The organism is Lysinibacillus sp. FW301-JW8 (genome assembly GCF_058788755.1).
Genome location: NZ_JBYTBB010000007.1, coordinates 1 through 19,895, shown reverse-complemented (window position 1 = coordinate 19,895; position 19,895 = coordinate 1). Strand labels below are relative to the sequence as shown.

Annotated in this window: 17 protein-coding genes; 3 read left to right on the top strand and 14 right to left on the bottom strand. The window is 35.8% G+C overall.

The window, feature by feature from the left end; genetic code table 11:
- Positions 1-188: 188 nt before the first annotated feature.
- The 12 genes from AC3WOM_RS04525 to AC3WOM_RS04470 form a co-directional block, all read right to left on the bottom strand.
- A complete protein-coding gene (locus AC3WOM_RS04525; protein ID WP_427546158.1) occupies positions 189-3,386 on the bottom strand; it encodes a hypothetical protein in 3,198 nt (1,065 codons plus the stop codon).
- The gene (locus AC3WOM_RS04520) at positions 3,386-4,051 is read right to left on the bottom strand and encodes a hypothetical protein (protein ID WP_427546156.1); all 666 of its coding nucleotides are present in this window, start codon (positions 4,049-4,051) and stop codon (positions 3,386-3,388) included. The genes AC3WOM_RS04525 and AC3WOM_RS04520 overlap by 1 nt, the downstream gene beginning before the upstream one ends.
- A complete protein-coding gene (locus AC3WOM_RS04515) occupies positions 4,005-5,414 on the bottom strand; it encodes a hypothetical protein (protein WP_427546154.1) in 1,410 nt (469 codons plus the stop codon). The genes AC3WOM_RS04520 and AC3WOM_RS04515 overlap by 47 nt, the downstream gene beginning before the upstream one ends.
- Complete coding sequence (locus AC3WOM_RS04510; protein ID WP_427546152.1) at positions 5,396-6,601, bottom strand: DUF2399 domain-containing protein; 1,206 nt, start codon at positions 6,599-6,601, stop codon at positions 5,396-5,398. Before AC3WOM_RS04510 ends, AC3WOM_RS04515 begins: the two co-directional genes overlap by 19 nt.
- A 668-nt stretch (positions 6,602-7,269) precedes the next feature.
- Positions 7,270-8,514, bottom strand: coding sequence for a methyl-accepting chemotaxis protein (locus AC3WOM_RS04505; RefSeq protein WP_492445213.1), 1,245 nt, complete (start codon positions 8,512-8,514; stop codon positions 7,270-7,272).
- A 144-nt stretch (positions 8,515-8,658) separates the two neighbouring features.
- Positions 8,659-10,080, bottom strand: coding sequence for an aspartate ammonia-lyase (gene aspA, locus AC3WOM_RS04500; RefSeq protein ID WP_492445212.1), 1,422 nt, complete (start codon positions 10,078-10,080; stop codon positions 8,659-8,661).
- Between the two features lie 233 nt (positions 10,081-10,313).
- Positions 10,314-10,943 carry an NAD(P)-dependent oxidoreductase gene (locus tag AC3WOM_RS04495; protein WP_427546146.1) on the bottom strand — a complete coding sequence of 210 codons (630 nt, stop codon included), beginning with the start codon at positions 10,941-10,943 and terminating at the stop codon, positions 10,314-10,316.
- A gap of 69 nt (positions 10,944-11,012) precedes the next feature.
- Positions 11,013-11,426, bottom strand: coding sequence for an Rrf2 family transcriptional regulator (locus AC3WOM_RS04490; protein WP_427546144.1), 414 nt, complete (start codon positions 11,424-11,426; stop codon positions 11,013-11,015).
- Positions 11,427-11,829: 403 nt separating this feature from the next.
- Complete coding sequence (locus AC3WOM_RS04485) at positions 11,830-12,036, bottom strand: thymidylate synthase (protein ID WP_427546142.1); 207 nt, start codon at positions 12,034-12,036, stop codon at positions 11,830-11,832.
- 44 nt (positions 12,037-12,080) lie between these two features.
- A complete protein-coding gene (locus tag AC3WOM_RS04480) occupies positions 12,081-12,275 on the bottom strand; it encodes a hypothetical protein (protein WP_492445209.1) in 195 nt (64 codons plus the stop codon).
- Between the two features lie 218 nt (positions 12,276-12,493).
- Positions 12,494-13,471, bottom strand: a complete 978-nt coding sequence (locus tag AC3WOM_RS04475) for a thymidylate synthase (protein WP_492445208.1) — start codon at positions 13,469-13,471, stop codon at positions 12,494-12,496.
- Positions 13,472-13,560: 89 nt separating this feature from the next.
- Positions 13,561-14,481 (bottom strand): hypothetical protein, encoded by a 921-nt coding sequence (locus tag AC3WOM_RS04470; RefSeq protein WP_492445206.1) that lies wholly within the window; start codon positions 14,479-14,481, stop codon positions 13,561-13,563.
- Positions 14,482-14,688: 207 nt separating this feature from the next.
- Between AC3WOM_RS04470 and AC3WOM_RS04465 the strand changes: the two genes are divergently transcribed.
- From AC3WOM_RS04465 to AC3WOM_RS04455, 3 genes are all read left to right on the top strand, one after another.
- Complete coding sequence (locus tag AC3WOM_RS04465) at positions 14,689-16,881, top strand: ATP-binding protein (RefSeq protein ID WP_492445204.1); 2,193 nt, start codon at positions 14,689-14,691, stop codon at positions 16,879-16,881.
- Positions 16,874-17,500 (top strand): response regulator, encoded by a 627-nt coding sequence (locus AC3WOM_RS04460; RefSeq protein ID WP_492445203.1) that lies wholly within the window; start codon positions 16,874-16,876, stop codon positions 17,498-17,500. Before AC3WOM_RS04465 ends, AC3WOM_RS04460 begins: the two co-directional genes overlap by 8 nt.
- A 238-nt stretch (positions 17,501-17,738) precedes the next feature.
- Complete coding sequence (locus AC3WOM_RS04455; protein ID WP_054771532.1) at positions 17,739-17,939, top strand: cold-shock protein; 201 nt, start codon at positions 17,739-17,741, stop codon at positions 17,937-17,939.
- Positions 17,940-18,009: 70 nt separating this feature from the next.
- Here AC3WOM_RS04455 and AC3WOM_RS04450 read toward each other — a convergent pair whose 3' ends face one another.
- Together AC3WOM_RS04450 and ccsB are read right to left on the bottom strand one after the other, a co-directional pair.
- Positions 18,010-18,438, bottom strand: a complete 429-nt coding sequence (locus tag AC3WOM_RS04450) for a hypothetical protein (protein ID WP_427546130.1) — start codon at positions 18,436-18,438, stop codon at positions 18,010-18,012.
- Positions 18,439-18,449: 11 nt separating this feature from the next.
- A complete protein-coding gene (gene ccsB / locus AC3WOM_RS04445) occupies positions 18,450-19,619 on the bottom strand; it encodes a c-type cytochrome biogenesis protein CcsB (protein ID WP_492445201.1) in 1,170 nt (389 codons plus the stop codon).
- Positions 19,620-19,895: the final 276 nt, after the last annotated feature.

Genomic DNA, 19,895 nt, shown 5'->3' with positions numbered 1-19,895 from the left:
AGAGTAATTTAGAAGTCAATTATTGTTAGTTTTCAAGAGAATATTTAATCATATCATTAAATCATATTAAGGTATTACCCGAAAATTATGCAAAGTTCATCACCGTTCTTCATTGAGGCAATATCAGCCTTTTTTCACAAGTTTCTTTAATAAGCTCAAATTCCCTTTCTATGCCCAATTTTCCTTCTCTATTTCACCTTCTGAAACCCAACAATCCTGCTTTGCGGAATAGAGGAATTATGCTCAATAACAAATACCTTAGAAAAATGATCATAGTAGGATTTGTCATGTGCTTTTGGAGATAGAATGATTAGCTTTCGATTTAGCTCTTTGGCGTATAAATGAAATACTTTGTCCTTTCGTTCATCATCTAATGCGCTGTCAAATTCATCAAGTACTATATAGCTAGGTGCAATTGATAAATTTTGTAATAATGCAAGGGCAAAAAGCAGCGAACTTAAAGATTCTTCTCCACCAGAAACACCTTTACCCACTTTGCCATTGCGTGCTTTTAAGCTCACATCCTCCATCGTGCCCTGATGACCGATTTTTCGCGCTTTAACATAAAGTAAATATTTTATGCGTCCTGATTTCTCTTCAATTCTCTCCTTGTCAATAAGTCCCTCAAAATGAAAGATGTCCATATATTTTTGGAACAGCAAATTGATTTTTGTTAAATACATATTAATCGTGGTTTCTAGCTTATCCTCTAGCTCTGTCGCACGAATCGCGTTTGTTTCAAGAAGTATTTCTGCACTTGCTAGATCTGCATTTTTACGCTCATAATCTTCTTTCATTTTTTCATAATTTGTTTCAGCATATATATTCACTTTTTCCGAACGTGCTGCTTCGAACGCTGCTACAGCTTTCTCATTATCACTAATTAATTTTGTTTTAGACCAATTCATTGAAATCGTTTCATCCACTACACACGATTCGCCTGGTAAAATATGCTCTAATTCGTTTATTTTAATCATCAAACTTGTTTTATCAGCATCTAATTGCTCCATCTTTTCGTTTGTTTCTTTCATTTTCAATTGATAAGCGGTTAAATCACCACGAATTAATTCAGCTTCCATTCTCTTACTTTGTAAGTTTAAGTTTTGCTGACGTATAATACTGTTTTTCTCTTCAAATTCTGTTGTTAACTGACTGAGCTCTACTTTAAGCTTGCGTATCGATTGCTGCAATTCTCGCAAAGCTGTAGCTAATTGCTGCAACTCAATTTGTTGTTCTGCTACTGCTCCTAACTCTTCATAGACGAGACAGGCCTTCTCCAATTCATTGAGTTCATATAAATTCCCTGCGATATTCTTTCTTATATTCTCTAGATGCGCTTCAACGCTATTTTGCTCGTCATCAATATCCAATAATTGCTTTACAAAATCGTTTATTTGACTTTTAAAAGCATGTAGCTCATTCTCTTTTAGCAATATACTTTCTGCTTGCCTAATTATTCGCAAATAGCCATGTAATTGATTGATTTGCTCTATTGTATCATCGTATTGCCTATTTACTTGTATTTGTCGTTGTTGTAGTGCTTCTAGCCTACCCAGTTGCTCCTGCAATGTTTGCTGAATCGCTACATCACTTAAAATAAATTGCAATGGTTCTTGTGCTCCTCTACGACCGCGCTTATCAACAAGTACCCCTGACTCAATTTGTGGCATTGAAGTGAAAAATTGCTCAATCCACCATAATGCTTTATTGGCATAGTTTTGTAGAGACTCTGCTAGTTCATTACGCATCTGCAAGCCTAAATGAGGGATATTGACAACGATACGATTTGGAATGAGCTGCTTTAACGATACATAATATACATCATTCAATGGTTGATAGCTTGAAGCATTGTAAAATATAGCATATTTAATAGTTTCTATTTTTTCTTCTAGCTTTAAAGGCACACCAGGCATCAATTCAATTAAATCGCGTAATGTATACGCTTCAATGCCCAGCTTCTGTAAATGATTTAAGCCTTGTTGCTGGCGTTCAGACCTTACTCGATTTTGCTGAAGCTGTTGGATTGTTTTTTGAAGTGTATTTATTTCTGACGTTAACAATTGGTTTTGTTCTAATAACTGATGCTGCTTTTTGTTTGCTGCATCTAATTGACCTGTAATATAGTTGCTGTTCTTATATAAATGCACCGCTTTACGTGCGTCTACAATATCCTGCTGTAAATTCTCAAAATGCACAGTTACGCGTGCTTTTTCATCTCTCACTCTTTTGTCGTTTTCTTTTAATTGCTGTTCCTGCGTCTTTAGCTTATTTCGCTCTTCTTCTAATTGGTAGAGCAATTGTTTTGTTGCGTCACGCATTTCAAATGTTGTTTTTTCATCAAAACGTAATTGCTTTGCCTTATCAGAAACCGTCTCTAATTGATTCCCTAGCTGATGATAGTCATTTTGTAAGCTTTTTTCCTGCTCCTGTAATTCTTTGAATTGATTTTTCTTCCATGTAAGCAACTCTTCTATTTTTACTACTTCTTCTCGCAGCTGCTCTAAATTTTTTTGCACCATATGTTGTTCTTGAATGCTCGTTTGCTGCTCTATCAGCATATTTTCATGCTCTTCCTGCAATTGCTGACGGTTGGCCTGTGAAACCTCCCATTCATTTATATATTTTTGTAGTAGTACACTCGTATAAGAATAATGCTGACGACCATAATCAATAAGTCGTTTTTTATTGTTTAAAAAAGCAGTAAGCTCATTTTCTGCTATCGTTAAATTATATTTAGCTGTTTTCACAATAGACATCAAATGCTGAATTTCCCGCTCCACTTCCTTCACATTTTCTAAAGCTACCTCCCAATCTTTTTGCATCTCTGCAATATTAAACATATTGCTAAATTGTCGAAATCGTTCCTCTGGGTTCATCGCAGCAAATTGATTGACTTCTTGTTGATACCAAATGAGATGATATAAATCTGGGTCAATTTTATATTTAATTTGTAAATCTTCCTTATAAGCACTAAAATTGCGCCCTACAGTTTGTCCAGAAGTATAGGTGATACAGTTGGTTAACGTATCCTCAGTTTCTCCTGTTACTATTCGGTATTCTTTTTGTAAAGCACCATTTTTGACAGCTTGATGCACAATGAGTTCAAACGCAATAAACGGAGGTGCATCGATGCGTGTCGCTCCTTCATTTTTAAACAGTAAAGACAATTTTGCGTTCCATGCTTCATTCGTCTGTAAATTACTTGAACGCAAACCCTCTACATCTACTTTTGCAGAATACAAGATAGCACCGATACAAAATGTTAATGTCGATTTTCCAACACCATTCGGTCCTGTTATTAATATGTGTTCATCGCTTTCACCAAGCACAATCCGTGTCGGCGAGTAATCACGTACACCTTGTATTTTTAACACGTAAGGAATCATTAATCCTCCTCCTCAACATGTAAATTATAGCGATTAAAAAATTTCATCACTTCTTCTTTATTTAGCTTTGTCTCCTGCGCAAATTCCACTGTGCGACGTAAAAATGATTCAGAAAATAGATGTACACCAATTGTTGTTAACTGGTATGCCTCTTCTGAAGATGCTTCATAATCTTCGACAGCGCCTACCTTTTTCAATTGATCAATATTGCTCTTCATTTTTCGATTTGCATTTAATGATTCATGCCCAAAATCGACTAAAATTTGATGCAATAATGTAAATGCATGCCCTAACACTTCTTGCTGGTAAAACATATACAGTAAAATCGCCAATGCCTCGCTACTCAATGTAGATTTTGCGTTATTCGCTGTGATGCGCATCATAACAACAATGCGATCACGACGCTCATCATAAACAATTTTGAAATAGCGATTTAAAGCCCCATTTATCCGGTCTATAAAGGATTGAAAAGCACTGTCATCATTTTTAATGCCTAATAATTTTTCTAACTCTTTTCGACGTAATCCATAATTCGCTCCTTTAATGGAGGCAGATGAGGAAAATAGCAGTTGCATAAAGGTCAATTCTTCCTCTGTCGTTAAATAACCCTTAAGATGATCAATCATCGCTAGAGAGTTTATGTACGGTATATCGTTTGTCGTCATCGTCAACCCATTCCCATTCTTTCTCAAAATTTTTCGTTTCAGTTTTAGGTGTTCTGTCTATTTTTTTACTACTCGTCAATGCAGAAACGGCGAGCATTGATAAGATTGCATCATGCCATTTATTCGAGCTAGATTGTACAATCAATTCCTCGATTTCACTCTCTCCATGTTTGTCTAAATAATTATCAATTTGCGTCGTATCAATTTGCGCCTTCGTCATTTGCCATGCTGCTATCTCAAACATTTCCTCAATCGAGTTGCCTACCACTTCAACGTCACTATAGGCTGGATCGTCTAGCTCGACAATATCGCCCTCACGCTTTGGCTCGTAATTTTCTAAATAATGCACAGCATCTTGAATATCCTGCCCCCCAATTGGCGCAGCAAATTTTATCGGCATCCATAAGCCATCGAATGTTTCCCCCTCATACTGATTTTGCTCCATAAAGCTAAATATATCATGTGCTGTCGGAATATTAGCATGTAGCGGTGGATTATACATTGACAAAATAAAATTTCGTACCTTTTCAGGGGAAATAGCCTCTTCCGTTGGCGTTAATTGCATATTAACGAAACGCACATATTTTGTTAGTATACTTAAACTTAATGTTGTGCCCTTTGTAATAGCTGCCGTCCCACGATGCATCAAATTACTCATCACTAGGCTTTCCTCTACAGTTTGGAATTGTGCTAAGCGCTCCGTCATTTTCTCTTCTAGTTCCAGCATCAATTGATTTATTTTTTCTAACTGCGGTAATGCATTTCGGTCAGCCAAAAATTCAAGCTGCCTTTTTTCTAATTGCTCGATTGCTTGATCTACATTATAGATCATCGACGCAATCTTATTGCCACCTGAAATTCCTTTATCATCATACGCTGCACTAATCTCTGCATCTCGCCTCGCTTGGAATAATGAACGTCCAATATCATCTTGTAAATAATAAGCAAGTGCATCGTTACCCATACGAATTAAGCCATCCATCATACGCTTGCCGCGGTCCATTAACTTAATTTGTCGTGTCTGCCTTACAACCCAATTATTGCGCTCTAAAATATGCAGCACACGCTGAATGTATTGAATTGTTGGTGGCTCCAAATCATCTCCATATGTATGGCGATACCGGTAATAAAGGGTATCTTCATTGTCGATAGAGTCACCAATGCCTAATGATGCCTCGTTCAATAATTGTATAATATTTAAAAAGCGAATAATTTCCATTGGTGAATCATACATCTTTTCTGTGCTTAAATCCTTCAACACTGATGACAGTGACGCTAAATCTCGCATTGATTTCATAAATTCAGCGGAAAAATAATCACTATGGAATATCGAAATTGATGCATTTATATCCACATTTTCCATTCTTTCACTCCCCCCAATTGCTGCTCCTGCTCATGTAGGTTTTCATGCTGAAGCCATTGCTCATAAGACACAATATCCGTAAATATTTGCGAATTTCGTCCAATAATTTTATATGAACAAGTAAGAAGATTAATTGCATTTTTGGCAATCGTTAACCCAGCCCCATCATAATCCGTCCAAATCAATACTTGCTGAATCGAACTATTAAGAAGCTGTTTGATAAACTGCTTATGAGCAGAACGAATTTGCCCATCCAAGCAAAGCACAAATGATTGACTCTCTCGTAAAAATGCACTTTCTGTCGCCATTCGTGTTAAAATAGCTCGATTTTCTACAAGCCATAGCGTTGTGCTAGCAGTTGTATATGTTGTCTGTAATATTGCATTATCTGTCGTTGCATGCACTGCTCCCAGTTGATAGGTAGCAATTTCTGATTGTGCATGCCCAGCAAAATAAATCGGCACAATTTTTCCAGAACTAACAAGTCCATATGACGGTGCATCAATACCCAATTGTGCAAGGTGCGCCAAAAACTCCTCTCGTTCCTGGTCAAACATTTTTGAACCACCGATTCGATCCTCATATGTCGCACCAATCTCTTTAAAATCAAATAAGTCCTTTTGCTGTGTAAGTTGATAAAATGCGATACAAAACTGCATAAACTTAAATTGTTTTACACGACTCCACTGGCTAGGCAGTAATTCGATTGATAGTGCAGATCGAAACTGTTTAGTCATTTGCAAAACTTCTGCTTGTCTCCATAACTGCTCTAGTTGTAACTCATATTGCTGCTGTTCTTTATTTTTACATTGTTCAAGTGCGTAGATATAGTTTGGTCCCATTCGATAAACATCATCTTTGACGCTTATGCCGTCTACATGGTAACAAATTTCACGAATAACCCATCCCGCCTGAAGCCAATTATGAATCGTTTCAAATGGTTCATCCAGCTGACGTTTAGCTTTCGGAGAAAATTTGTATTTCATAAGCTCTTGTGGTATGTCTATTTCATAAGATGGCTGCTTTGTCACTTTTATTTGAGAAACTTTTTTGTAAATACGTGCAGATTGTTTCACAACAGTTAATGTTTGAATGCTCCCTTGGTCTTCAACCTTATCAATTTTCTCACCTGCCTTCAAAACTACTTGGTGAATAAAATCAATCACTTTTTTTTCTTCGTATTGCATCAAATATCCTCCTTTTAAAGCTTCCATGATACAATATATTGTTTTATTATACTATTTTGCTGAAATTATTTCTTTGGGAGATTCTGCATTGGGAGTTATTTTATCAAGAGTTGCTTTCTATATTTAACTAGTAATCTAAAACAGACCTTGTCAAGTTGCTAGACTCTCCATTTAAAGTAGAGAATCCCTGTGAACCTTGGTTACCTTCAAATTGATATTTATGAAATAGTCCTGATAAAACGTAACGAATTTCAGATTTTGCCGAAACATAGATCCTTACTGAGATTATAAAAAATTCATGTACTTGAATCTCTTTGTTAATTCTCATTTTTATTTTCTGTGATTTGAACAAATCAACAGCACAATTCTTTACACTCTTCACAAAGGATCTTTCCATTTTTCACCCCTATTTCTTTTGCACAACAAAAAAGCCTCTCATAAATGGAGGGCACTTTAAAACTAAAAAAGTCGATTTGCATCACATTTTTTGTGACAAATCGACTTTTTCAGTGTTCTCGCATAAATACGGGCTTTTCATAATCATAAATTTGTTAAAGGTAATGGACCATTCTATTTATCATTATAAAAACGCTATAAATTTCATTCTTTATCATTTATAGTAGAAGAATCTCAAAATTCACATTTCCTTAGTTTCTTATATTATGTGATTAAGCTTGAAATCGCTGTGTAAGCTTCTGTAAATTTTCTGCTTGCACACATAAATCTTGTGATACTGTATTGACTGCTTGCATGGAGGCGCTTTGCTCATCCACCGATTGTAGAACAACTTCTGTATATTGTGATAACTTATCCATTCCAGTTGCAATTGTCATAACAGATTTTGTCACCTCAACAGCACTGCCTGAAAGCTCCTCAGCCGTAGCAGAAATATCCTCCAGCTGACTCGTCATTTTACTTACATGCTGAGAAATCGTACCAAATGACTTTGTTGCTTCATCAATGACATAGACACCCTGCTGAACATTTTTTAAATCTTCTTCAACTGATGACGCAACCTGTGCTGTATCATTTTCAATTCCAACAACTAGTTCAACAATTTGATGCGCTGAATGTTTGGATTGCTCTGCTAATTTACGAACTTCCTCTGCTACCACTGCAAAGCCCTGACCATGTTCTCCAGCCCGTGCTGCTTCAATCGCTGCATTTAATGCTAGTAAATTCGTTTGATCTGTAATGGTTGTAATCATATCAATCATAGATTTGATATCCATCATTTTATTTGTTAACTGTTGCATTAACTGACTTGTTTTTTCAGTTGAATTCGAGATAAATTGCATCTGATTTTTAGCCACATGTAAAATTTCTGCACCGTTCCCTGCAACATCATTTGCTTCCTTTGCATGATCGAAAACATCTTGCGTTGCTACAGTAATTCGTTCGATGCCATCAGCTGTTTCTTGCATAGCCACCGCACTTTCATTGGCTGATTGAGCCGCATACTTAAGTCCATCTGACGTTTTCTCCATTTGCGAATCGACTTCATCAACAGCCATCGTAATTTCATTTGTACTGGCAGATAGCTCCTCTATACTTGCAGATAGGTCTGAAGAGCTATTGGCAATTTTTTGTGTAATAATTTGTAATTGTTCTTTCATCTCTAAGAATGCTTTTGTTAACGCTGAAATTTCGTCATTGGAATTCACTTCAATAGGAGCAGTATGCAAATTTCCCTCAGCTATTTCCTGAGCAGATGCTGCTAATTGGTTGATAGGCTTAATTATTTTATACTGTACATAGACAATATAGGAAAATGTCATTGTAATTCCTAGTATTGTTAATAATGTGGATAACCAATCCAATGATGTAACATTTGCAAGGTCTATGACTAATATAATAATCATTAGAACATTTAAAGCAGAAAAACCAATTATACTTCTTTTTCGTAAACTCATACTAATTTCCCCCAACTATAATAATATTCCAATGTAGTTATTATAGTTGAATTTTCCTTCGATTCACAGAAAAAAGCCCCACTATTGTAAGATTTAAGTCATATTAAAAGCACTTTACGCTTGGCAAAGTGCTTTCATAATCTATTATTTCAATTTCATAATACTTGACCCTGCAATACCAGGATGTGTCATTTCATATGGATCTAAAATTAAGTCCAATTGTTCAGTTGTTAGTACCCCTGCTTCTAAACATAGTTCACGAATTGAACGACCTGAAAGGATTGCTTCACGTGCAAGACGAGCAGCCACTTCATAACCGATATGTGGATTTACAGCTGTTAGGACACCAACACTTTTCTCCACATATTCTTTCATACGTTCTTCATTTGCTTCAATATCTTTTAAGCAGTTTTCAGTAAATGCACGGAATACATTATTCATAATGCTGATGGATTGAATTAAGTTAAATACTAATACAGGCTCCATCACGTTTAATTCTAATTGCCCTGCTTCAGATGCAAGAGAAATTGTATGATCATTACCGATTACTTGGAAGGCAACTTGATTTAAAACTTCTGGCATCACTGGATTTACCTTACCTGGCATAATCGAAGATCCTGGTTGGCGAGCAGGTAGGATAATTTCTCCTAAGCCAGCACGTGGACCAGAAGCCATTAAGCGAAGATCATTCGCGATTTTAGATATGTTGATCATACAGATTTTTAATGCGCCAGATACTTCAGTATAAGCATCCGTATTTTGTGTAGCGTCTACTAAATGTGTTGCACCTTTTAAAGGTAATCCTGAAATTTCAGCAAGATGCTCATCAACAGACTTAATGTAATCAGGGAATGCATTTAAACCTGTACCAACTGCTGTTGCACCCATATTCACATCATACAGATTAGGGCGAGTTTGACGGATGCGTACAATATCACGGTTGATAACGCGGCAATAAGCTTCAAATTCTTGTCCTAATCGAATTGGCACTGCGTCTTGTAAATGTGTACGTCCCATCTTAATCACATGTGCAAATTGCTCTGCTTTTTGGTGGAATACCGTTTGCATATTATCCATTGTTAGCAGTAATTCATCTATTAAATTTAAAACAGCGATATGAATAGCTGTTGGGAAAGCATCATTAGTTGATTGAGACATATTCACATGGCTATTCGGGCTGATTGATTGATAGTCCCCTTTTTCTTTCCCTAAAATTTCTAGGGCACGGTTTGCAATTACTTCATTGGCATTCATGTTGATCGATGTACCCGCACCGCCCTGGATTGGGTCTACAATAAATTCTGCATCCCAGTTTCCATCAATCACTTCTTGTGCTGCTTCGACAATTGCCTCACCAATTTCTTTTGATAGTAGGTGTACTTCCATATTGCCCAATGCCGCAGCTTTTTTAACAATTCCCATTGCTTTAATTAAAGCAGAGTGAATTGTGTAGCCTGTAATAGGGAAATTTTCAGTCGCACGTAGCGTTTGAATCCCATAATAAGCATTTGCTGGTAATACGCGTTCACCTAAAAAATCTTTTTCTATACGTTGTGTTGACATCATTGTCGTCTCCTTTTATGCAATACTCACACTTGATAGTAGCTAATTAATGGCGGATTGTAAACAGTCATTTTTCAGTAAAATAAAAAAATCCTTTAAAAAAGTAAATTATTCGCTAAAAACCGAGCGCATTCTGTACGCTCGGTCTATTATTCCATATTAAAATGTAAGTGTAATAATAAAAGAAGCAAGTGATCAACTGCCCAACCTTACCGATAAATCCAAGCTTTCTTTTATTATTTATCTGAAGCGACAGTAAAACGACTATTTTTATGTGTTGGATTTTCAATTTCATCTACTACAGCTATCGCATAGTCCGCATAGCTCACATAGCTTTCACCAGCAGAGTTCACCAATAAGTGATCAGCACCCGCTTTGTAGCTTCCTGTTCTTGGACCTTCTGGATCAAAGAATGCAGATGGACTTAAGAAAGTCCAAGTAATTGATGATTGTTGTAAATCATATAGATTTTCACCTTGGTTTTTAGCTGTTGCATAAAACATTTCAGGAAAGTCTTGTGTATCCATTACGCGCACCGTTTTTTCTGGGTCTACATACAAGCTGCCTGCTCCACCGACAACAAATAATGTTGTATCTATGCCAGTCAGAATATCAATTAAATGACGACCTGCTTTTACATGCAATTCTTCCTGACCAAATGGAGCGCCAAACGCATTAATAACAACATCAAAGCCTTTTACATCCTCTTGCGTTAAGGCAAATACATCTTTCTCCATAATAGAAATATTATTTACCACTTTCGATGCAGAGCGTACGATGGCTGTTACATCATGACCACGTTGCAATGCTTCCTCTACTATTCTTTGTCCTGCTTTCCCTGTTGCTCCAATTACACCAATCTTCATTATGTGTTCCTCCTAGTTTATAGTTGTAACCAATTAAGTTACAGGTAGAGTACAAAAGATCGACTTCGTTTATAGACGAAGTTGATCTAGCACATCCTGTAAAGTTTGTGCTTGTAACTGTTCTTCCATTGCATGCCAAATAGATGTATAAACACCCTCCAATGTATGTTGGATTTTTCGACCCACCAAACAAGCTGGATTTGGCTCATCATGAATCGCAAAAAGCTGCTCTGGTCCATCAATTGCCTGGTAGATAGCTAATAATGTTAAATCTTTTGGCTCTACTAATAGCTCATAACCAGCGATGCCTGTTTGTGATGACAGCAATCCTGCTTTTTTGAGAGTACCTATCATGCGTCTTACCACAACTGGGTTTGTATTGACACTCCCTGCCATAAAATCAGATGTTAACTGACTTTTATCAGATGTAGTTGCAATGAGCGAAAGTATATGGATCGCTACCGAAAATCGACTGTTCACCATATGTATCACCACCTGTTGTAACTATTATAGTTACAGGTGTAGATAAAAGCAAGTAAACTGCTTTATATACACCTGCCTTTATTTTTTCCATTTGAATGCTTATTATTCTTTTCACTCGTGTAAACACGAAATCAATTTCGCCTTGGCGTAATTGCGTCCGGATTTTGAATTGTGCCCACACAATTCATCCCTTTGAAAATCCGTGACATCCGCCGGAGGCATTATCTTCATTCAGTAGGTGTTAGGACACCCACTGAAAAGAAACCAATACCTTATTCATCTCACCACCTGCAGAGGTGGGAGTCTACTGCTGAATGAAGATAAAATTTAACCTAAAAATAGAGTAAGACATTTACCGCATGTAAAGGTTCAAGTGAATTGGGCTACAAATTGAAATTCAACTTTAAATTTTCTTTACGTAAATAACTAGCTCTTGCCGGATTTCTCCATTGTCCTCATAAAAATCTAAGTTATGAAAATCATACTTAAAGTGACCTAATGGGAATGTTACACTCTCCCCTTGTGCTGCTGCTAATATGCCAGCCACATCCTGTGACACAATATGTAAAAGCTCTGTACCTGTAAACGTTTCTACAAATATCACGTTCATCTAAAACACCTCCTAGGCAATTATAACTTAGAAGGCGCTTACATTTATAATATATCCTCATGTCTTCTAAGACGAATTTCATCAATCACCCGCATCATTTTTTTAATTTGCTCCTGTGTTAATTTTGTAGAGATATAGGATTGCTCATGTTGTCGAATAGCATTTATTTCTGGTTGAGGCGAATGGATAGGCAACTTCCTTCTACATGGTTTTTCTCCTCTTCCATCTATTTGAAACATCATTAATCTCCTCACACTATTCACCTCTACATTTTTATTTGAGTCCTAAAGAGTACTCAACATTCCTAACTATTATTAGTATATATCCTATAATTGCCATATTCAATATAATGGAAAATTCTCTTCCAAAACTTTTGTCAACTTTTTCTACTAATGTCATTACTATTTTCCGGAAAGTTCAGTTAAAAAAACAGCAACCAAATCGGCTGCTGTTACAGTTAAACGGCGATGGGTGCTTTAATTGCTGGATGTGGATCATAGCCCTCAATTGTTAAATCTTCAAGCTCCATATCAAAAATTGACGTTTTATTCGGATTAATTTTCAAGGTTGGTAGGTCCTTTGGTTCACGAGAAAGCTGTTCTTTTACCTGCTCCACGTGATTTATATATATATGAGCATCCCCAATGCTATGAATAAACTCGCCAACTTCTAATCCACACTCATGAGCAATTAAATGTGTCAATAATGCATAGGAAGCAATATTAAATGGACAGCCTAATAGCGTATCCAGACTTCTTTGCATCAATTGACAGCTCAGCTTACCATCTGCAACATAAAATTGGAACATCACATGACATGGAGGTAATGCCGCTTTACTGCCTTTTGCTCCAGCGTCAATCACATCTTCTGGATTCCATGCATTGACAATGATTCGTCTTGATTCAGGATTATGTTTAATTTGATGGATTACATCCTGCAATTGATCAAGGCTCTCCCCTGTCGATGTTGTCCAATTGCGCCATTGCTTGCCATAAACATTCCCTAGTTCTCCATATTTACGTGCAAATTCATCGTCTGATAATACACGCTCGCAAAATGATGCTAGCTCTTTTTGATAAATCGCGTTAAACGATTCATCTATTAAACAACGTCTACCAAAATCGGTCATATCAGGACCTAAATAGTCGTCAGATTCAATCCACTTTTTAAAGGCCCATTCGTCCCAAATATGATTATTATTCTGTAATAAATATCGAATATTAGTATCACCTTTAATAAACCAAAGGAGTTCACTGGCTACAAGTTTAAACGGGATACGTTTTGTCGTTAAAATCGGGAAGCCTTTACTAAGGTCAAATCGCATTTGATAGCCAAATACACTATATGTTCCTGTACCTGTACGATCTTCCTTTTTAATGCCATTCTCTAATATATGTTGTAATAAATGTAAGTACGCAGTTTCTGGATGCGTCATCGTTTCTCAACAGCTCCTTCATGTTTGCTGTTGACCATTATAACATCTAATGAGCAAAAGGAAAAAACACCTTCAAAATAATCGTACTATTACATACCTGAATCAAAGGAATTATTGTTTAATTCTTTAGAAATTTCACTCTCTGTCGTGACGAAAAACGTAGGTAGCAAAATAATATTCAACAAAACTGGTCCAACAATAAATAATAAATCAATGCCTGGATTAAAATAAAGACCAAATGCAGTCAACAGCCCAGACATAATTAGAAAAACAATTTGTGCAGTGATTACCATTAACGGAACTATTTGATACAGATAGTTTAACTTTCGGAACTGATGCATATTTTCTGGATCACTAACGATTCTCTTTTTCAAGCGTCTTGACATTACTATACAAGTCATTAATTGCACTAAAGTAAAGCTAAAATAGATAACACTATTCAGCACCAATTGACCTTTCATGACGGTGCCATCAAAATGACCTACCCGCTGCTGTAAAAGCTCGTAGACAGCTCCCTCATAGACATATTCCTGGTCGCTTAAAAGCGTGAGAGGTGCTACGAAGCCGAATGCTGCCCATTCATTTGCATTGACTTTCCAATTCGTTAATTTACTAGCTAAAATACGTAATTGAATAGCTTCATCTTCACCAAACATTCCTACTAGGATGCTATATGGAATCGATACTTTCATTTGTCCGCTTTGCTTTTCTTGAAATAAATCCTTAATGAAGAAAGTATACGCAACATCTGATTGGTTCGCTTCATAACGAGCATCCTCTACCTTCCAATGACTTGCTAACGAGGATTCAATTTTATTCCTCATCTCAACATAAGGCTTATCTTTATGTAAACGCTTAGGAATTTTATAGACAAAATGATTATCACTCCCGATAATACAAATATCAACTTCAACCTTATCTTTTTCAAAGGCATTAGCAATTGCTGTCATTGGATACAACATTATGGCGACTAGGAAAAACAGGATTAGTGACAATCCGCACTTTTTCACGCAATGCTCCCCCTTTCCGTCATATATGCTAGATTTACACTATCATAGCTTTTACCGAAAAGACTATTTCGTTATTCCGAAAAAGCAATAGTGGTTTTCCGAAAGACCTGATTTCGGTATTCCATAATTGCCATTAATTATGGATAATGTATAGCATACTATTTAATGAAACGGGGTTTATTCGATGAAAATAAATGAGAGAAAAAGATGAATAGATGGATATATAGTATTTTCATCGCATATTTAGTACTAGGAATTTATGTACTCGCAGTAACAATAAAGGTTCCTTTTATCGGCATTTTGGTGGACGCATCTAGCGGGCAATTAGTTATAGAAAATCTCTATTATCCTGATTGGGCACAGCAGCAAAATCTTGAAACAGGTGATATTTTACTGACAATCGATGGAGAACCCGCACAAGATAATAGATCCATTCAATTACACTCAGTCGCAAAAAGTGGCAGAGAGTTAACGATTATCAAGCCTAGTGGCGTTGTTCATTCCATAACAGTCCAGCATCAGGATATACCTGAGGAATTATTTTTGCAAATTATTTTTCCAATATTTTATTTCGTGTTATCTTTTGGGATTGCACTATATTTGTGGAGAAAAAATAAAGACAATCAACAAACAAGGCTACTAATACTATTTCTATTAACCTGCTCTCTAGCCTATATTAGTTCAGGCGCTTCCTCTAGAGAGAATCTTCTCGGTATGTTAGTTATAGGAATAGGCATCATTTTATGCTTGGTGCTTTTTATTCACTTTTTGCAACTATATTTCCGCTACTTACATATAGAATGGCGATATCTTAATACGAAATGGCTTTATGTTGTTCCATTTGCAGTTCTATGTAGTTATGTCATTGTATTCTTTGATCAAGGTTTGAGAGGATTAACTGCCTCTTTTATTTTAGGCTTATTTACAGTACTTGTCCTTTATGCTATCTATATATTACTTACAAGTTATTTACGCACAAAATTGGCAAAAATCCGTCTAATTGCTATGGCCTTCATCACACCGTTTTTACCATTTTTACTTTTTTTTGTTATACCTGAAATTTTAGATCACAAACCTATTTTACATGCGGAGTTAGCCGCTCTGTTTTTATTATTTATTCCATTTTCCTTTATCTTCATTCAAGTGAATGAGCGGCTATTCGATATTGAATACCAATTATCTCGATTTCGTTATTATTCTACCCTTGCTTTTTTTAGTGCTGTAATACTGACTTCAAGTATATTTTTCGTATTTTTAAGGGAAATTTCGCTTTTTAAAATGACGAGTATCTTTATTCTTATTTTTATCGTTATCATAGCGAGTTTCTATATAAAAGAGCAGCTTGATTTTAAGTATCGAAAAATTATTTTTTCATCCACTGGCAATTATGTACATAATTTATATGCAGCGGTTAACAGAATGGGAAAAGCAATAAATCAACAAGAATTATTGCAACTATTCAAATATGAAATTACCGAAAAACTCGGCACCACAGCCTTTACGATTACAACTGTAACAGAAATTGTACCATTCGTTCGCGGTGAGATTATTGAAAAAATGGGCACGATTCAACTGCTGCTACACGATACAGGTGAAGAAAAAGTTGTTTTAAAGATAAGACACTCCCTACAGAAAGAAGAACTTCTTTGGTTAGAGTTATTATCACTTTATGTCTCTATGTTTATAGATAATTTAAAGCTCATCGAAGATTTAGTGCAAGAAATCCAACATATGAAGGATTCCAATGATACGCAGCTACCTTGGCTTGATAAATTATTGTGGAATATTATCGAAAAAGAAAAAAGTATTTTAGCGCAAGAATTACATGACACCATTTTACAGGAACAGCTTCATTTAGCGAGAGAGCTAGACGTGCTTGCTGGATCACCGATTATAAAAAAAGAAAAGGTATTAGATATTCGAGAGCAATTGCTGAATGCCACAAAAGATTTACGAGAATATTGCGAAAATCTAAGCCCTCCTTTACTTGACACATTTGGATTACAAATGGCTTTAAAAAAATTAATACAAAAGGTCAAAATACGGGCAGATTTTCTGTTAAGTGCTCATATAGAACGTGTCCAATTTCAGGATGTCACCTTACATTTAGTCGTTTATCGCCTAGTACAAGAACTGTTAAATAATGCAATAAAGCATGCTGAGGCAACTGAAGTATCATTAAAGTTACAAGCTATTCCACATGGTTTTATCCTACAATACGATGATAATGGCATTGGCTGTAATATTGAAGATTTAATGCAATCCTCAGCTTCAATGGGTATAAACGGAATTCGTGAGCGTGTACGCGCATTTAATGGTGAGATCAACATAGCATCCAGCCATAATGAAGGAATGCATATATTTATACAAATACAAGAGGACGGAGATTCGTATGATTAATATTCTTATTGTAGATGACCATCCTGTAGTTTTAGATGGTACCAAAACGCTATTACAGGATTTAACAGATGTTAATATCGAAACAGAGCAGAATTGTGAGGCAGTATTATCTAGAATGGATGCTCAAGCTTTCCAATTATTTTTAATCGATATAAATATGAAACCAACTAATGGCATTCAACTTTCTGAGATGATTAAGAAAAAACACCCTGAAGGCATTATCTTACTGTATACAGGATACGAGCTATCCGATTATTACGAATTACTAGTGGAAAAAAAAATTGACGGACTACTCTCAAAGCTAGCCACCAAAGAACAAGTGATTCAAACCATTCTAGCTGCATTAAGAGGTGAAATCCTACTGTCAGCAGATTTTTTAGATTTCGTTCAGCAGCGCACAAATATGCCAAATAGGCAGCAGGAAGTTTTACTCAGTGACAAAGAACAAGAAATTTTACAGCTGGTTGCACAAGGCTGTACGAATAAAGCCATTGCATCTGCCATTGGCGTAACACAGAGAACTGTAGAAAACTATTTAACTAAGTTATTTGTTAAGCTCAATGTAGAATCGAGAGCTGAGGCAGTAATTGTAGCGAAAGAGAAAGCATGGATTGATTAAACGAGAATCAACTTCGTAAAATTTTAAATAGAACAAAAGTAAATTTTCCCTTTCTAAAAACGGAATATACTGGATAAATGTATAAAACTGTTATATAATTAAAAATAATAATTACATTACTTCTTTTATGTCATTAAAATCACGTATTCAAAAGGTAATACGAGCTTTTGAATATGTGATTCTTTGCAAGTGATAGAAGGAATATGATTGTTGAATTTTTTTGGGAGGGTGTTCACTCATGACACAAGGTACAGTAAAATGGTTTAACGCAGAAAAAGGTTTTGGCTTTATCGCAGTTGAAGGTGGAAATGATGTATTTGTACATTTTTCTGCTATTCAATCAGATGGCTTTAAAACTTTAGAAGAAGGCCAAAAAGTGGAATTCGGCGTAGAAGAAGGTAACCGTGGACCACAAGCAACTAATGTTGTAAAGATTTAATGTTAGCCTTAGCATTTATAGTGCAAAATTCAAGAGACATCCTTTATTTGGATGTCTCTTTTTCTAGTTATTACTCCTGTGCATGATCAACGTTTAAAAAACGACACAGAAAATTCAAAATAGCAATATAGAACGGAAATAAAAAGATCATTGCAAAAAGGGTTAATCCTTGCACAGGTGCTGGTGAATCACCTTGATTGGTGATTGGAAAAATACTTGCAAATAGAAAAGTAAAGATGATTGTATAAGGCAGCCAAAGTATGGTTGTTACATAAACTAATCGGCGACGGGCAATCCATTTAGCTGTTAATTTATACATAACAATACTCGCTACTATCCAACTGATTGAGTGCACCAGTAATAAAAAAATATCAATCTGCTGCCCCTCCCAGCCAGTAAGTCTTAGCATTCGATAATAATTCAAATTTAATTCCATCGAAATAAAGAACATCTGTCCATATAGTATACTCACTAGATTCAGCTTAAGAAAATAACTCATTTCTTAGCTCCTTATGCATACGAATGTAAACCAGCAATCACTAAATTTACAAATACTTGATTAAAGATGATAATGCCAAAGCCAATAATCGCTAACCAAGCTGTTTTTTCACCCTCCCACCCCTTTGATAGTCGAAAATGAAGGAAAGCTGCATAAAATAAAAATGTTATGAGTGCCCATACTTCTTTAGGGTCCCAGCCCCAATATCTACTCCAAGCAATTTGTGCCCAAATCATGGCAAATAATAGTCCTCCTAGAGCAAACAACGGAAAACCTATGACCACAGCCCGATATGTAATTTCATCCATTAAAGCTGGTTGTACTCGATTTGTTAATGGCTTTAATAAAACAATTAATGGTCTTCTTGTAATCAGCATCAGTACCGCATATAATATCGTTCCAATTAGAAATGCCCACACAATTGAGTTTAATTTCTTTGCATCTACCTTGTTAGTAATCTGTAAAACACCTATTTGTTCTCCATCAGTGGTTTGAGCAGCATCATTGACAATAAGAGGCTTCATTGTATAAACTGCTGTTTCTTCTTTTCCTTGCGAATTTTCAAAATGTACCTTCACATCATCTGTTGTGAGATTAAAGTACGTAGACACACCAATAAAGCCAATTACGACAATTAGACAATACATGACAAATTCCAAAGCAAAGGTAGTGATTGATTTCTTTGTAACGTCTAATGTTCTTAATAAATAGATAATGCCTGTTGCAAACGAAATCGATAAGATAGCACTTGAAAAAGCCACGGTCATTACATGGATTGTTAGCCAATGACTTTGTAGAGATGGTACTAGTGGTGAAACCTCCTTTGTAAAAACGCTTCCATACCCAAGAATAATTAAGGATACAGGAATAGTAAACAAGCCCACTACGATTTGTTTATAGAGGAAATGAATAATTAAATAGCTACCTGTAAGCATAATTCCAAAAAATGTCATGAACTCATACATATTACTTACCGGTGCATGATCAACAGCTATCCACCTTAAAATGAAATATACTAATTGTAAAGTAAAGGCACTGTAGGTTAGTAATATCCCTACTATGCCAAACAATTTTCTTTTCGCTTTTACAGCCAGCCCAATCGGTAAAATGGCGATTAGCAATAAAATAAAAGCGATGAACAATGAATTACTACTTAGATTTAACAATGCTTCTGTACTCACTTTAAAAATCCCCCAACGTCTTTTTTTAGGAAACGGTAATATTGCTTCCACTAAAAAGAACGTCGCACATAAAAAGAAGTGCCAACATATGCCATTAAATATTTTAATTTTTGCAATTTGTTACAAACTTATGGCGTAAAAGGTCAAAGTTTAGAAAAATAGGGAAAAATTAAACCATCTATTTATATGTAAATAGATGGTCATAGTGTTGAAAAACTAAATGGTCAAGGGACTCTTTGTGAACACTACTAAGTCAAATGAAGGTGATTTCCGTTC

Excerpts from the sequence above, each read along its gene's own strand:
- AC3WOM_RS04525 (WP_427546158.1), bottom strand. The coding sequence starts at position 3,386 with ATGATTCCTTACGTGTTAAAAATACAAGGTGTACGTGATTACTCGCCG.
- AC3WOM_RS04520 (WP_427546156.1), bottom strand. The coding sequence starts at position 4,051 with ATGACGACAAACGATATACCGTACATAAACTCTCTAGCGATGATTGAT.
- AC3WOM_RS04515 (WP_427546154.1), bottom strand. The coding sequence starts at position 5,414 with ATGGAAAATGTGGATATAAATGCATCAATTTCGATATTCCATAGTGAT.
- AC3WOM_RS04510 (WP_427546152.1), bottom strand. The coding sequence starts at position 6,601 with ATGCAATACGAAGAAAAAAAAGTGATTGATTTTATTCACCAAGTAGTT.
- AC3WOM_RS04505 (WP_492445213.1), bottom strand. The coding sequence starts at position 8,514 with ATGAGTTTACGAAAAAGAAGTATAATTGGTTTTTCTGCTTTAAATGTT.
- aspA (WP_492445212.1), bottom strand. The coding sequence starts at position 10,080 with ATGATGTCAACACAACGTATAGAAAAAGATTTTTTAGGTGAACGCGTA.
- AC3WOM_RS04495 (WP_427546146.1), bottom strand. The coding sequence starts at position 10,943 with ATGAAGATTGGTGTAATTGGAGCAACAGGGAAAGCAGGACAAAGAATA.
- AC3WOM_RS04490 (WP_427546144.1), bottom strand. The coding sequence starts at position 11,426 with ATGGTGAACAGTCGATTTTCGGTAGCGATCCATATACTTTCGCTCATT.
- AC3WOM_RS04485 (WP_427546142.1), bottom strand. The coding sequence starts at position 12,036 with ATGAACGTGATATTTGTAGAAACGTTTACAGGTACAGAGCTTTTACAT.
- AC3WOM_RS04480 (WP_492445209.1), bottom strand. The coding sequence starts at position 12,275 with ATGTTTCAAATAGATGGAAGAGGAGAAAAACCATGTAGAAGGAAGTTG.
- AC3WOM_RS04475 (WP_492445208.1), bottom strand. The coding sequence starts at position 13,471 with ATGACGCATCCAGAAACTGCGTACTTACATTTATTACAACATATATTA.
- AC3WOM_RS04465 (WP_492445204.1), top strand. The coding sequence starts at position 14,689 with ATGAATAGATGGATATATAGTATTTTCATCGCATATTTAGTACTAGGA.
- AC3WOM_RS04460 (WP_492445203.1), top strand. The coding sequence starts at position 16,874 with ATGATTAATATTCTTATTGTAGATGACCATCCTGTAGTTTTAGATGGT.
- AC3WOM_RS04455 (WP_054771532.1), top strand. The coding sequence starts at position 17,739 with ATGACACAAGGTACAGTAAAATGGTTTAACGCAGAAAAAGGTTTTGGC.
- AC3WOM_RS04450 (WP_427546130.1), bottom strand. The coding sequence starts at position 18,438 with ATGAGTTATTTTCTTAAGCTGAATCTAGTGAGTATACTATATGGACAG.